Source organism: Campylobacter ureolyticus ACS-301-V-Sch3b (assembly GCF_000413435.1).
Taxonomy (GTDB): Bacteria; Campylobacterota; Campylobacteria; order Campylobacterales; family Campylobacteraceae; genus Campylobacter_B; species Campylobacter_B ureolyticus_A.
The window spans coordinates 188685-202000 of sequence record NZ_KE340326.1 but is presented as its reverse complement, the minus strand read 5'-3'; the positions used below and the strand labels follow the sequence as shown (position 1 = coordinate 202000).

13 protein-coding genes are annotated in these 13316 nt (G+C 30.6%); 10 read left to right on the top strand and 3 right to left on the bottom strand.

Features of this window, described 5'->3' with window-relative positions; genetic code table 11:
• Positions 1 to 437 precede the first annotated feature (437 nt).
• Positions 438 to 938, top strand: coding sequence for a cytochrome c nitrite reductase small subunit (gene nrfH / locus HMPREF9309_RS00995; protein WP_016646052.1), 501 nt, complete (start codon positions 438 to 440; stop codon positions 936 to 938).
• 18 nt (positions 939 to 956) lie between these two features.
• A complete protein-coding gene (locus HMPREF9309_RS00990) occupies positions 957 to 2636 on the top strand; it encodes an ammonia-forming cytochrome c nitrite reductase subunit c552 (protein WP_016646051.1) in 1680 nt (559 codons plus the stop codon).
• A gap of 90 nt (positions 2637 to 2726) precedes the next feature.
• Here the strand turns inward: HMPREF9309_RS00990 and HMPREF9309_RS00985 are convergent, their stop codons facing one another.
• Positions 2727 to 3179, bottom strand: coding sequence for a DUF805 domain-containing protein (locus tag HMPREF9309_RS00985; RefSeq protein ID WP_016646050.1), 453 nt, complete (start codon positions 3177 to 3179; stop codon positions 2727 to 2729).
• Positions 3180 to 3307: 128 nt separating this feature from the next.
• Between HMPREF9309_RS00985 and ribD the strand changes: the two genes are divergently transcribed.
• From ribD to HMPREF9309_RS00970, 3 genes are all read left to right on the top strand, one after another.
• A complete protein-coding gene (gene ribD / locus HMPREF9309_RS00980; protein WP_016646049.1) occupies positions 3308 to 4309 on the top strand; it encodes a bifunctional diaminohydroxyphosphoribosylaminopyrimidine deaminase/5-amino-6-(5-phosphoribosylamino)uracil reductase RibD in 1002 nt (333 codons plus the stop codon).
• 121 nt (positions 4310 to 4430) lie between these two features.
• Positions 4431 to 5840, top strand: a complete 1410-nt coding sequence (locus HMPREF9309_RS00975; protein WP_016646048.1) for an SLC13 family permease — start codon at positions 4431 to 4433, stop codon at positions 5838 to 5840.
• 124 nt (positions 5841 to 5964) lie between these two features.
• Positions 5965 to 7374, top strand: a complete 1410-nt coding sequence (locus HMPREF9309_RS00970; RefSeq protein ID WP_016646047.1) for an SLC13 family permease — start codon at positions 5965 to 5967, stop codon at positions 7372 to 7374.
• Between the two features lie 65 nt (positions 7375 to 7439).
• On the opposite strand, the gene sppA is transcribed toward HMPREF9309_RS00970, so the two are convergent.
• Together sppA and mqnF are read right to left on the bottom strand one after the other, a co-directional pair.
• Positions 7440 to 8297, bottom strand: a complete 858-nt coding sequence (sppA, locus tag HMPREF9309_RS00965; protein ID WP_016646046.1) for a signal peptide peptidase SppA — start codon at positions 8295 to 8297, stop codon at positions 7440 to 7442.
• Complete coding sequence (gene mqnF / locus HMPREF9309_RS00960) at positions 8294 to 9511, bottom strand: aminofutalosine deaminase family hydrolase (protein ID WP_016646045.1); 1218 nt, start codon at positions 9509 to 9511, stop codon at positions 8294 to 8296. The genes sppA and mqnF overlap by 4 nt, the downstream gene beginning before the upstream one ends.
• 87 nt (positions 9512 to 9598) lie before the next feature.
• Between mqnF and aroQ the strand changes: the two genes are divergently transcribed.
• Genes aroQ through mnmA form a run of 5 tightly spaced genes read left to right on the top strand, consistent with a single transcriptional unit; the run spans position 9599 to position 13241 of the window.
• Entirely contained in the window at positions 9599 to 10081 is a 483-nt protein-coding gene (gene aroQ, locus HMPREF9309_RS00955; protein WP_016646044.1) for a type II 3-dehydroquinate dehydratase, read from the top strand.
• Positions 10074 to 11099, top strand: coding sequence for a M24 family metallopeptidase (locus tag HMPREF9309_RS00950; protein ID WP_016646043.1), 1026 nt, complete (start codon positions 10074 to 10076; stop codon positions 11097 to 11099). The genes aroQ and HMPREF9309_RS00950 overlap by 8 nt, the downstream gene beginning before the upstream one ends.
• A 3-nt stretch (positions 11100 to 11102) precedes the next feature.
• Positions 11103 to 11606, top strand: a complete 504-nt coding sequence (gene folK, locus HMPREF9309_RS00945) for a 2-amino-4-hydroxy-6-hydroxymethyldihydropteridine diphosphokinase (RefSeq protein ID WP_016646042.1) — start codon at positions 11103 to 11105, stop codon at positions 11604 to 11606.
• 2 nt (positions 11607 to 11608) lie between these two features.
• Positions 11609 to 12196: an LOG family protein gene (locus HMPREF9309_RS00940; RefSeq protein WP_016646041.1), complete on the top strand. Its 588-nt coding sequence runs from the start codon at positions 11609 to 11611 to the stop codon at positions 12194 to 12196.
• A 22-nt stretch (positions 12197 to 12218) separates the two neighbouring features.
• Positions 12219 to 13241, top strand: coding sequence for a tRNA 2-thiouridine(34) synthase MnmA (gene mnmA / locus HMPREF9309_RS00935; RefSeq protein WP_016646040.1), 1023 nt, complete (start codon positions 12219 to 12221; stop codon positions 13239 to 13241).
• Positions 13242 to 13316 lie beyond the last annotated feature (75 nt).

Below are 13316 nucleotides of genomic sequence, written 5' to 3'. Positions count from 1 at the left end.
TTTTTTTAAAGTTGCAAATTTAAGTATTTGCAACTTTCTGAATTTTTATTCAATATAATATAATTTATCCTAATGATACTTATCAAATCAAACCGCTTTAAAGATTATTGAAAATATTTGTAGTGTGATTAGTTCAAAAAAGCGTAGAGTGAAAATCGCCTAAAAATAAAAATTCTAACTAATACGACAAATGTAAGATATTTGTAATATGTTTTAATTTAGTTTTTATATAATTTTTCTTTAATTATTTCTTGCAAGAATTTAATTTATTTTAAAAATATTTTTATCATTAAATAGAATAATCTTATTTAAATGCTTAAATATCTCTAATATCTTTTATTAATTCATCAAATTTTATAAACTTGATATAAATCAATTGTTTCTCATTTTATTTTTAGTATAATTACTTTTTGTTTAAAATTTATAAAGGAGGCTTTTTGAAAAAACTAATTGATAAAATTAAGCGCTCTCCATCTGCTTTTGCCACCTTGGTTCTTGTGATAAGCTTTGGTTTGGTTATCGGACATGGGCTTTTTACATTTGTCTATGCAAAAGGTTTTTCATATTTTGGGCATGATTCTGAGGCCTGTAAAAACTGCCATGTTATGAATCAAGTCTATGAAAGCTGGATGAAAGGCGGACACCAACATGTTGCAACCTGTAGTGATTGCCACGTGCCTGAAGGCTTTGTATCTAAGTGGCTATTTAAGGCTGAAAATGGCCTTCATCACGGATATGCCGTTACTTTTAAAGACAACCCTGTCTCATTTGAAGCAACAAAAAAAGGTAAAGGTATCATACAAAATAACTGCATCGCCTGTCACAGCGAATATGCTGCACACTCGGTAGATGCAACTATGAAAAAAGGTGCTCCAGGAAGCGAGCCACTATCTTGCGTATCGTGTCATAGACAAGCCGGACACGCACATAACTTTTAAAATCAACAAGGAGAAATGATGAAAAAATGGACTTTATATACGGTTGCTTTTTTTGTTGCCGTTGTTTTGGGTGCAGCCATGTTTGCACTATTTGTAGATATCGGTTCTAAATTTGAGGAGGAAAAAAGCTATCCTATGATGCTTCATAAGGTTAGTGATTTGGACCCTGATGTAAAAGAGTGGGGTAAAAATTTCCCATCACAATATGAAAGTTTTGCCGCTATGGAAAATATTGCTTACGAGACACCATATGCTGGTTCAGTTCCTTATAGCAAACTTTTAAGATGGCCAGCGGCTACTAAATTTTGGAATGGATATGCTTTTGCAGTTGATTATAACCGCCCAAGACTTCATTTTTATACACAAATTGACCAGATTGAAACAAAAAGGAATGATAAAGAGTATCTAAACTCTCACGGACTTCCTAAATTTAAAGGTCAACCAGGAGCCTGTGTCAACTGCCACACCGGACATTTAACTGCCATTATGAAAGATGGGGATTATAACTTAAGCAAAAATCCAGTTGAGGCTGCAAGTAGAAATATGCCATTTTTTGATGTAAAGGGCGAAGAGGGCAAAAAAGAAAAAGCTGCATGGACAAAGATGAACTCAATTCCTTATTTTGATGTTATGAAGCTAGTCGCTGATAAACATGGCGAGGATCCATATAAAGGTTCACACTTAGGAAGTAGCTGTGCTGATTGTCATAGTCCTGATGATATGAGTTTAAGAGTAACAAGACCTGCATTTGTCAATGCTATGGTTGATAGAGGTTATGAGGCAGATCCAAAAACTGGCCTAAAAGCTAGTCGCCAAGAGATGAGAAGTTATGTTTGTATGCAGTGTCATGTGGAGTATTATTTCCAAGGCAAAGACTCAACTCTAACTTATCCATGGGCTAAATGGGAAAAAGATAAACCATTTAAAATAGAGATGTTTGATGAGTATTATGATGAGATGTTTGAAAACGGTAAGTTTAAATTTGACTATAAGCATAAAACTACAGATGCACCAATCATTAAAATGCAACATTCAGAAGCTGAACTAAGTTCTGCTGGAATTCACGCAAGAAGCGGTGTAAGTTGTGCTGATTGTCATATGCCATATAAAAGAGAGGGCGCTCAAAAGGTTTCAAGTCACACTGTACAAAGTCCATTTGCTGACATTACAGGAAGTTGTAGGACATGCCACATGCAAAGCGAAGATAAGCTAGTAGAGCGTATAAATTTCATACAAAATCGCCACTCTTATGAGCTTAGAAAATGTGAAAATGCACTACTTTCTCTAATCCAAGATATTGAAGTAGCAAGAGGCGAGCTTGCAAAACTTCCTGAGTTTGCAAATTTGGACGCTGATACACAAAAAGCTGAAATTTCAAAAGCTTTGGAGAAAACTTTATGGAACCAAAGACGCGCTCATATGAGATGGGACTTTGCATTTAGCGAAAATAGCTATGGTTTCCACGCACCACAAGAAGCTGCAAGGATCATCGGACAATGCCAAGAATTTGCTAGAAAGGGTCAAATAGAACTATCAAATGAACTAGCCAAATTTGGAGTAAATATAGAGCTAACTCAAACAGCAGATGAGGTACCAGAGCCAGAGCAGATCACAAGTCATAAAGGTTTAGTTGCAACTCCACCATCACAAAAACTTAAAGAGCTCGATGAAAGAGTTAAAAATTTAGATTTTAATTAAAATTAAACTCTTAAATCTCAAATCCACATTGTCACGGGCATAAAGCCTTGCTTTGTGGATTTATGAGTAAATTTAAAACTACAAAAAATTTTATAAATTTAGTGTTTTTGGATCGCTTCCGTAAGCATTCTCTCCCTTATCACCTTTTTTAAATATAGGTAAAAAAATAAAATAAAAAAACAAAGCAAGTGCTATTACTAAAAATAACATACCTAATTCTTTTGATGTTTGAATAAAAAGAAGACTAACTATAAGTGCTATTGTTGGGGCAAATATTATAACTAGCACAAACCACCCACTTTTGCCAAAATCATGAACTTTTCTTACAAGTAGCGCAAGCGATGGTATAAACACAACCAAACCATAAATTGAACTAAACATCCCATCTGCATCGCCAAAAACTAAAACATCAATTATGCCTAGTATCAAGCCAACGATAAAGCTAAAAACACAAAACCAACCATACTCTTTTCTTCTAGCTCTGCCACTAAAGGTGGCAAATTTCCTAAAAGCACCCAGATAATACTCATCAAAGTAATTCATCAAAAACTCCTAAATAAAAAAGTTTTTGAATTGTATCAAATTTATAAAAAATTTATTAACAAAATATAAAAATACTGGTTCTATTCTAAGCCGAATTTGCTATAATCTTAAATAAAAAAGATATAAAAATGAATGATGAATTTTATATGAGTTTAGCCATAAAAAAAGCTTGGCAATATCAAATTTTAACCTATCCAAATCCAGCAGTTGGGGCATTAATACTTGATAAAAATAATCAAATTTTAAGCATAGAGGCTCATCAAAAAGCTGGTTGTAATCACGCCGAAGTAAATGCCATAAAATCAGCCTTAAAAAAGCTTAATCCAAATTTAATTTTTCCAAAAGATGAAAAGCAAACTTATGATTTTATTCTAAAAAATCACAATAATTTATTAAAAGAAGCAAAAATTTATGTCACACTTGAGCCTTGTTCGCATTATGGCAAAACTCCACCTTGTGCAAATTTGATAAAAGAACTTTGTTTTAGTGAAGTCATAATTTCACAAAAAGATATAAATCCAACAGCAAAAGGTGGTGCCCAAATTTTAAAAAACGCAGGAATAAAAGTAAAATTTGGAGTTTTGCAAGATGAGGGATTTTTACTTTTAGAGCCATTTTTAAGATGTCTTAATGGAAATTTCAGCTTTTTTAAACTAGGGATGAGCTTAAATGGCGTTATAAAAGGTGGAGTTATTACAAATAATGCTTCTAGGCTTTTAGTTCATAAACTAAGAAATGTTAGTGAAATTTTAGCAATTGGTGGGAATACTGTTAGAGTTGATAGGCCTATTTTAGATACTAGACTTTTAGGAGAAAATTTTAAAAATCCTGATATTTTTATCTATTCTAAAAAAAATGAATTTGATAAAACAATTCCACTATTTAGTGTTCAAAATCGCGAAGTTATAATAAGTAATGATATAGAAAAACTAAAAAACTATAAGCTTTGTATGATTGAAGGCGGCGAGCAAATGGCCAGAAATTTGCCTAATTTTGTAACACATGTATTAATATTTTTTTCAAACAAATTTATAAATTTGGATAGTATTTCTCTAAATTTAGAGCTTGAGCTACTTTTTTTAGACAAACTTGATGATAATTATTATGGTTGGTTTAAGATTAAAAGGTAGTTTTTTTATTTTTTACTTTTTGTAACAAATTTGTTTTTTATAACTTATAAAAATAACTTTAATGACACTTTTATGTTGCTTTTTGATATACTGAACGAAAACCAAAACTAAGGAGGTTTCTTTGGAAAATGAAGCGATAAATGAGGGCAATATATCACACATAACTAAAAGAGGACTTATAGTTATGCTGATAGCTGCAATACTCTCTTATGCCGTATATAAAATTTTGCCATATGGAGACAATGCAAATAAAGGCTTAGGCCTACTTGTCTTTATAGCGATTTTATGGCTTACTGAAGCTGTCCATATAACAGTTACTGCTTTGATGGTTCCACTGCTTGGAATTTTTATAGGCGTTGGTTCTGTTAATGCGGACGGCGTGTTTAAAGCTTTGACTATCAAACAAGCTTTATCAAATTTTGCAAATCCAACTATATTTTTATTTTTTGGTGGTTTTGCATTAGCTACTGCTCTTCACATCCAAAAGCTCGATACAAAAATAGCTATGAAGCTTATATCATTATCTGGCTCAAAGCTTGGATATGCAGCAATTGCAGTATGTTTAGTAACCGCAGGACTTTCTATGTGGATATCAAACACAGCAACTGCAGCTATGATGCTTCCACTTGCTATTGGTATGCTTTCAGGGCTTGATAGAGTTAAGGATAAAGGAACGATTGTTTTTGTTCTTTTGGGAATTGCATACTCTGCAAGTATTGGCGGACTTGGAACAATGGTAGGTTCACCACCAAATGCAATTGTTTCAGCAGAGCTTGGTTTAACATTTTTTGATTGGATGAAGATAGGACTTCCACTTACCATTATACTGTTGCCAGTTATGCTTTTGACACTTTATTTTTTATTTAAACCTGATTTTAATAAAAAAATAGAAGTTGATGCGAGTGTGGATATTCCTTGGACAACAAATAGAGTTTTAACTATTATTGTCTTTTGTACAACTGCACTTTGCTGGATATTTGCTAAGCCTTTAACACATTTAACAGGCATAGCTTTTAGCGATGGTTTGATAGCTCTTGGAGCAGCAGTTGCTGTTGTTGTTTTAGGCCTTTGTACTTGGAATGATGTAGCAAAGAACACTGAATGGGGTGTTTTAATGCTATTTGGTGGTGGATTGGCTTTAAGTTCTATTTTAAAAGACTCTGGTGCTTCACTTGTTTTAGGTCAAGCAGTTGCTAATATATTTGGTGGGGCTTCACCTTTGGTTATTATATTTGTTGTTGCAATATTTATAATAATTTTAACTGAATTTACAAGTAACACCGCTTCAGCAGCACTTTTAGTTCCTGTTTTTGCAGGAGTTGCTACTCAAATGGGTATGCCAAAAGAGATCTTAGTTACAGTTATTGGAGTTGGTGCAAGTTGTGCGTTTATGCTTCCTGTTGCAACTCCACCAAATGCTCTTGTTTTTGGAACAGGAATGTTTGGTCAAAAAGATATGATAAAAGCAGGTATTGTTTTAAATGTCTTTTCGGTTGTAATAATTGCACTTTATGCATATTTCGTATTTTAAAAAATTTGGGCTTCTTAGCCCAAATTTACTCACTATTTATAAAAAATAATTTTAAAATTTAATATTAAGCAAATTTAAAGTTTGAAAAAGTGATAATTTTCTTTTAAAGAAATAAGGAGTTTTTTTGCAAGATAAAATATCACATATAACAAATAAAAGCTTAATTATTGTTTTAATCGCTGCGATTTTATCATTTTTACTTTATGAATTTTTACCTTACGATTCAAATGCAAACAAAGGTTTAGCAATTTTACTTTTTATCGCTATATTGTGGCTTACAGAAGCTATTCATATTACAATTACTGCTTTGTTGGTTCCAGTTTTAGGAGTGCTTTTAGGTATAGGTATAAGTTCTGAGAGTGGCTTTAGTCCGCTTGGTATAAAAGATATGCTAATAAATTTTGCAAACCCTACTATATTTTTATTTTTTGGTGGATTTGCTTTAGCTACGGCACTTCATGTACAAAAACTTGATGTAAAAATTGCTATGAAATTGGTCTCTTTATCAGGAGCTAAGCTTGGTTGGGCGGTTGTAATGATATGTGCAGTAACAGCGGTTTTATCTATGTGGATATCAAATACCGCAACTGCAGCTATGATGATACCTTTGGCAATTGGTATGATAAGCCATTTAGATAAAGAAAAAGATAGAGGAACAATAATTTTTGTAATGCTAGGAATTGCGTATTCTGCAAGTATTGGCGGTCTTGGAACACTCGTTGGATCACCTCCAAATGCCATCGCATCGGCTGAACTTGGATATAGCTTTTTTGATTGGATGAAAGTTGGGCTTCCGCTTACTTTTATATTTTGGCCTTTAATGCTTTTTGTTTTATATATTTTATTTAAACCTGATTTTCATAGAAAAGTTGATATTGGAGCAAGTGATGATACGCCTTGGACAAGAAGTAGAATTATTACGATTGTAGTTTTTATCCTAGTAGCAACTTGTTGGATATTTTCATCATTTTTAAGTGAGCTTTTTAGTGAAATTTTAGGTAGAAAACTTGTTATAAGCGATGCACTTATTGCTTTAATTGCTGCTATTTTAGTGGTTGTTTTAGGGCTTTGTAGTTGGGATGATATAGTTAAAAATACCGAATGGGGTGTTTTAATGCTATTTGGTGGAGGACTAACATTAAGTGCTATTTTAAAAGATTCTGGTGCATCATTGGTTTTAGGAAATGAAGTGGCAAATGCTCTTGGAAACGCACCTGATATTGTTATTATTTTCATTGTTGCACTTTTTATTAAAATTCTAACTGAATTTACCAGTAACACCGCTTCAGCTGCACTTTTAGTGCCTGTTTTTGCAGATATTTCTATGCAAATTGGCATGCCAAAAGAAGTTTTAGTTGTAGTTATTGGAGTTGGTGCAAGTTGTGCGTTTATGCTTCCTGTTGCAACTCCGCCAAATGCCCTTGTTTTTGGAACGGGTATGATAAGACAAAAAGATATGGTAAAAGCTGGATTTTTACTTGATGTTTTAGTAACAATTGCTATAACTTTGTTTGCTTATTTTGTTTTGCTTTAAAATTGAAATTTATAAAACTTTAAAAGCCTTTTTTGGCTTTTAAATTTATTTTAATTTTTAAAAATTTATCTTACTTTTAAACTAAACTCACTCATTATCAAATTTGCTACTTTTGATGAAAAAGCATCCATAAACTCATCATATTTACTTTTTTCTTTCCAAACAGGATCTTGAACACCTGAGATTTTAACAACTTCATCTTTTACTTTTTTATAGTTGCTAATTTCATCGATTAAGCCTAAATTTAGTGCTTCATCAGGTAAAAAAACTCTTGCATTTGCCCATAGATTTTCATCATTTTTGTTTAATTTTCTAGCAGTTGCAACTTCACTTACAAACAAATCATAGCTTTTATCTACTAAATCTTGAAGACTTTGTCTTTCAGACTGGCTCCAAGCTCTCATTATAGTTCCTGCTTCTTTAAACTCACCAGCTTTTACAACTTGATCTTTTATGCCGATTTTAGAGGCAAGTTCTTCTATATTGTATCCTTGCATTATAACACCAATTGAGCCGATAAAACTTCCTTTATTTGCATAAATTTTATTTGCCCAAACACCACTTAAGTAGCTTCCACTTGCCATTGTTCCGCTTGCATAAGCAATTACTGGCTTTTCTTTATTTAGCTCTTTTATAGCATTTGAAATTTCAAAACTTGGCGCAAATGCACCACCTGGACTATTTATATTTAATAAAACAGCCTTTATGTTTTTATCATCTTGAATACTATAAATTTCTTTTAAAATAGCACTTTCATCAATAATTGCACCACTTAGTTTTATCTCAGCCAAATTTACTCCACTTTTTTCTATTTTTGTTCCTGAAAAGCCAACTAAAACCAATGTTATTAAAAATAAAACTATAAAGACTTTTATGCCAAATTTCAAAATATCACTAAAAAATTTACCGATTTCTTTCATCATTTTATTTTTTCTCCTTTTATAAATATATTTTTTGCCTCTTTTGTATTTAAGATAAGCTGAAGTGGAATTTGCTTTTCATCACTTACTTCAAAACCTTTAAACACCGCGATATCAGCTATTTTACCAACTTCTAAACTTCCTAAATTTAAATTTAAAGCTTTTGCTGGATTTAGTGTTGAGGCTAGAAGTAGAAATTTAGCTAAATTTTGTAAATCAAAATCTTTATGGATTAATAAATTTGCTCTTAATTCATCAAATAAATTTAGGCTTATATTTGAGCTAAGTCCATCTGTTGCTATACACAAATTTATATCATTTTTTAAAACTTCTTTTAAATTTAGAGATTTTTTACTCAAAAGGCGGTTTGAATAGGCACAATGGATTATTGAGTGAAGTTTTTTATCTAAAATTTCAAACTCTTTTAAATAAACACAGTGGATAAAAAGCGTTTTTATGCCTTCAAAATTTTCTATAAACTCTTTTATGCTATAAAAAGGCTTTGGGTTTTGACTAAAGTTTTTAAGCCATTTTTTAAATTCACCACTTCCTTTTCTAAGCCATAAATTTTCATGATTGCTTTCTAAAAAATGTGTTGAAATTAAAATTTTATTTTTTCTAGCAAATTCACAAAGTCTTTTTGTTAAAATTGGATGAGTGGAATAAGGAGCGTGGATAGAAGCTGCTGGGATAAAAAGATCGTTTTTAAATTTATTAGAGTTTTCAAATCTTTTTAAAAAATTATCCCAGTTTTTTTCTACAACACTTTCATTTGCACCTAAAAGCTCATTAAAATAAACAACTCTTAAAGGAGAATTTACGCACTCTTTTAAAGATGCCCCAAAACTTGAAATTTCCCCAATTGTCGTTACACCTGAATTGGCTAGTGAGTTGATAGCATTTTTTATGATTGTACCTTTTGCTTTTTTTGACAGATCATCTCTATTTTTAACTATGCTTTCAACCCACTTTATAAAATCCCCATAAATTAAATTTGTTTTATTAGCGCTAAATTCTAAATGTGTATGTGAGTTTATAAGTCCTGGCATTACAATGTCATCACCAAAATCATAAATTTCGGCATCTGGATAGAGCGTTAAAAGCTCCTTAAAATCACCAGTTTTTTTGATTTTATCATCAAATGCGATTGATTTATTTTTTAAAACAGTGAAATTCTCATCACAAATTAAAATATATTTGGCTTTTAAAATTTTCATTTTAACTCCTAAAAGCCAAATTGTAGCGAATTTTTAGTTATATTTTGATATAATTTTATCTTTAATTTTATAAACAAGGAGAAAAAAATGAAAGTTGTTATTATTCAAGGACCAAATATAAATATGCTTGGAAAAAGAGAGCCAAATGTTTATGGCGTTATGACCATGGAAGAAATTCATAAACAAATGAAAGTTGTAGCTGATCAAAACAATGTTGATATTGAGTTTTTTCAAAGCAATTTAGAGGGCGAAATTATAGATAAAATTCAAGAATGCCTTGGTGATGCAGATGGAATTATAATAAATCCAGCAGGATACTCTCACACTTCAGTGGCTATTAGAGATGCAATTGCAGCTGTTAACTTGCCAACTATTGAAGTTCATATTAGCAATATCGCAAGAAGAGAAGAATTTCGTCAAAAAAGTTTAATATCAGCCGTAACAGCTGGACAAGTCATTGGTTTTGGACCGATTGGATATCATCTTGCAATGATTGCAATGCTTCAAATTTTCAGTCAAATTGAAGCAGTAAAAAAAGCTAAAGAAGATACTCAAAAAACAGATGAATAATTACATTTTAAAAGATGAAAATGCCGTATTTTATGAGTGTGGTTATAGCTGTGATAATGAAATGTTTTTAAGCATAAATGGTAATAATTTTTTTATAACCGATTCAAGATATGCTATTGAAGCTAGAAATTTAGTAAAAAATGCAGAAGTTATCGATGCTAAAAACACACTTATAAAAGAAGCAAGACTTTTAATAAGAAAATTTGGGATAAAAAGCTTAGTCTTTGACCCAAATGATTTTACTTACGCGGATTTTAAAAAAATAAGCTCAAATTTATCACTAAATTTTATTTCAAAGCCATTTTTTTCAAAAAAAAAGAGAATTATAAAAACTGATTTTGAAATTGAAATTTTAAAAAAAGCAGCAAATTTAGGAGAAAAATGTTTTGATGAGTTTGCTTTGTTTTTAAATAAAAATGGTGAAAATTTGAGTGAATTTGAGCTATTTTATGAGGCTGAAAAAATTTTTAAACAAAAGGGTGTTTTGGGTTTATCATTTAGCCCAATAATTGCTTTAAACAAAAATGCCGCAAAAGCACATGCTTTGCCAAGTAGTGATATTTTAAATCTTAATGATTTGCTTCTTTTAGATGCTGGGGTTAAATATAAAAGATATTGTTCTGATAGAACTAGAACTGCTATTTTTAATAAAAATTTAAACTTTTCAAAAGAACAAATTTTTAACTCCAATAAACAAAATGAAATTTTTGAGATAGTAAAAGAGGCTCAAAGTCTTGCTATAAAAGCTGTAAAACCAGGAGTTATGGCTTGCGATGTTGATAAAATAGCAAGGGAATTTATAAAAAAACAGGGTTTTGAAAAAGAGTTTTTTCACTCAACTGGGCACGGTGTTGGTGTTGATATACATGAGTTTCCAAATATTAATAAAACAGATAAAACTATCTTAAAAGAGGGAATGGTTTTTAGTGTTGAGCCAGGAATTTATTTAGAAAATGAGTTTGGCATAAGAATTGAAGATGTTGTGGTTGTTACAGAAAATGGATGCGAAATACTGTAAAAAATGCAAATTTTAAATAATGGCTTTTATAAAATTAACGATGCAAAATGTTTTATAAAAAGCAAATTTTATCCTTTTAAAAGAGCAAAAAAAGAGTATTTTAAATATGAGTTTTATCTAGGAATTGGTGGAAATATTGGTGAAGTTAAAAAAAATTTTCAAAAACTTTTTCAAAAAATAAATAAAGACAAAAGATTTTTTATAAACTCAACTTCCCCGATTTTGCTAAATAAGGCTTTTGGATATACAAAACAAAATGATTTTTTAAACGCTATTATAAGAATTCAAACATCAAAAAGTCCAAATGAAGTTTTAAAATTAATGCAGCATTTTGAAATTTGTTTTAAAAGAAAACGAAGCTTTAAAAATGCTCCAAGAACTCTTGATTTAGACATTTTGTATTTTAATACAAAAGTTAGAAAAAATAAAAATTTAATTATCCCACACCCTGGTGCAGAAAAAAGAATAAGCGTTATAATCCCTCTTGGAATTATGTTAAAGGAATAGTTATGAAAAGTTTATTAGATGATGTTAAAAATTTAGATTTTACTTTACCTAGTGAGTGTGTTACAATTTTTGGTTCAGCTAGATTTGATGATAATAATGAATTTTGTAAAAAAGCATACGAGTTATCAAAAATGCTTTCAAATAGTGGTTTTACTATCGTTACAGGTGGCGGAGGCGGGATAATGAAAGCCTCTAATAAAGCCGCTTTTGAAAATAATACTCAAAGTGTTGGTATAAATGTAGTGCTTCCAAACGAACAAAAGCTTAATGAATTTGTTACAGATGGAACTGTTTTTTCAAATTTGGCTTTAAGAAAAGTAGCATTGATAGAAAAATCAAGTTATTTTATTATTTTTCCAGGTGGTTTTGGAACTTTAGATGAGCTTTTCGAAGTGCTTGTTTTGGTGCAAAATGGTATAAAAGAAGCTAAAATTTTTCTTTATGGTGTTGAGTTTTATAAACCATTAATTGAGTTTTTAAAAACATCACTTCTTTTTGAAAAAACAATTTGCTCTGCCGATTTAGATCTTTTTACATTAACCGATGATATAAATTTAATTTATGAAAAAATTATAAAATCCAAGATTTAAAAAATAAATACAAGGATAAAATTTGAAAATTTTAGTCGCATTAAGCGGTGGTGTTGATAGTTCGTATGTTGCAAAAACTCTAAAAGATGAAGGTCATGAGATAATAGGTTGTTATATGAAGCTTCACAACAAGCCTAATTATCACGAGCAAAACATAAAAAAAGTAAAAAAAGTAGGTGAGTTTTTAGGCATAGAAACTAAAATTTTAGATCTTCAAAGTGAGTTTGAAAAAGAAGTTTATAGGCCTTTTATTGAAATTTATAAAAGTGGTAAAACACCAAATCCATGCGCATTGTGTAATAGAACTATAAAACTTGGAAAATTACTTGATTTTGCTATAAAATTAGGTTGTGAAAAATTAGCAACTGGGCATTATGTAAGAGTTGAAAATGGGCTTTTAAAAGTAGCGCTTGATGAGAGTAAAGATCAAAGTTATTTTTTAGCAAATGTTAAAAAAGATGCGTTAAAAAATATGATTTTTCCACTTGGAAATAGTTATAAAAAAGATATAAAAGCTTATATTGCAAACTTTCCTGAGCTCATAGAAATAGCTGGACAAAAAGAAAGTAGTGAAATTTGCTTTGTTGAAAATAGCTATATTGATATTTTAAACAAACATTTTAATACAAATACCCCAGGAGTTGTGAAAAATAGTAATGGAGAAGTGGTTGGAAAACATGATGGATATATGCATTATACGATTGGAAAAAGGCGTGGTTTTAGTGTTTTTGGAGCACATGAGCCACACTATGTCACTAAAATAGATGCTAAAAATAATGAAATTATCGTTGGGCTTAAAAATGAGCTTTTAGAAAACGAGTTTGAAACTATAAATTTAAATGAATTTTTAAATTTAGATGATGAGTTTAGAGCAAATATAAAAATAAGATATCGCTCATCAAAAATTAAAGGAACTATAAAAAAGCTTGAAAATGGCGGAACTAAGGTTATTTTAGATGAGAAGACAAGCGGTATTGCAAGTGGGCAACTAGCTGTATTTTATGATGATTTAGATAGAGTTTTGGCAAGTGGATTTATAAAATAATTTTATTTTAAGAAAACATTTGCTAAACTAACGACTTTATTTTAAGGAGAAAATTATGACATGCCCCATGCTACA

Coding starts and splice junctions, on each gene's coding strand:
- HMPREF9309_RS00990 (WP_016646051.1), top strand. CDS start 957: ATGAAAAAATGGACTTTATATACGGTTGCTTTTTTTGTTGCCGTTGTT.
- HMPREF9309_RS00985 (WP_016646050.1), bottom strand. CDS start 3,179: ATGAATTACTTTGATGAGTATTATCTGGGTGCTTTTAGGAAATTTGCC.
- ribD (WP_016646049.1), top strand. CDS start 3,308: ATGAATGATGAATTTTATATGAGTTTAGCCATAAAAAAAGCTTGGCAA.
- sppA (WP_016646046.1), bottom strand. CDS start 8,297: ATGATGAAAGAAATCGGTAAATTTTTTAGTGATATTTTGAAATTTGGC.
- mqnF (WP_016646045.1), bottom strand. CDS start 9,511: ATGAAAATTTTAAAAGCCAAATATATTTTAATTTGTGATGAGAATTTC.
- aroQ (WP_016646044.1), top strand. CDS start 9,599: ATGAAAGTTGTTATTATTCAAGGACCAAATATAAATATGCTTGGAAAA.
- HMPREF9309_RS00950 (WP_016646043.1), top strand. CDS start 10,074: ATGAATAATTACATTTTAAAAGATGAAAATGCCGTATTTTATGAGTGT.
- folK (WP_016646042.1), top strand. CDS start 11,103: ATGCAAATTTTAAATAATGGCTTTTATAAAATTAACGATGCAAAATGT.
- HMPREF9309_RS00940 (WP_016646041.1), top strand. CDS start 11,609: ATGAAAAGTTTATTAGATGATGTTAAAAATTTAGATTTTACTTTACCT.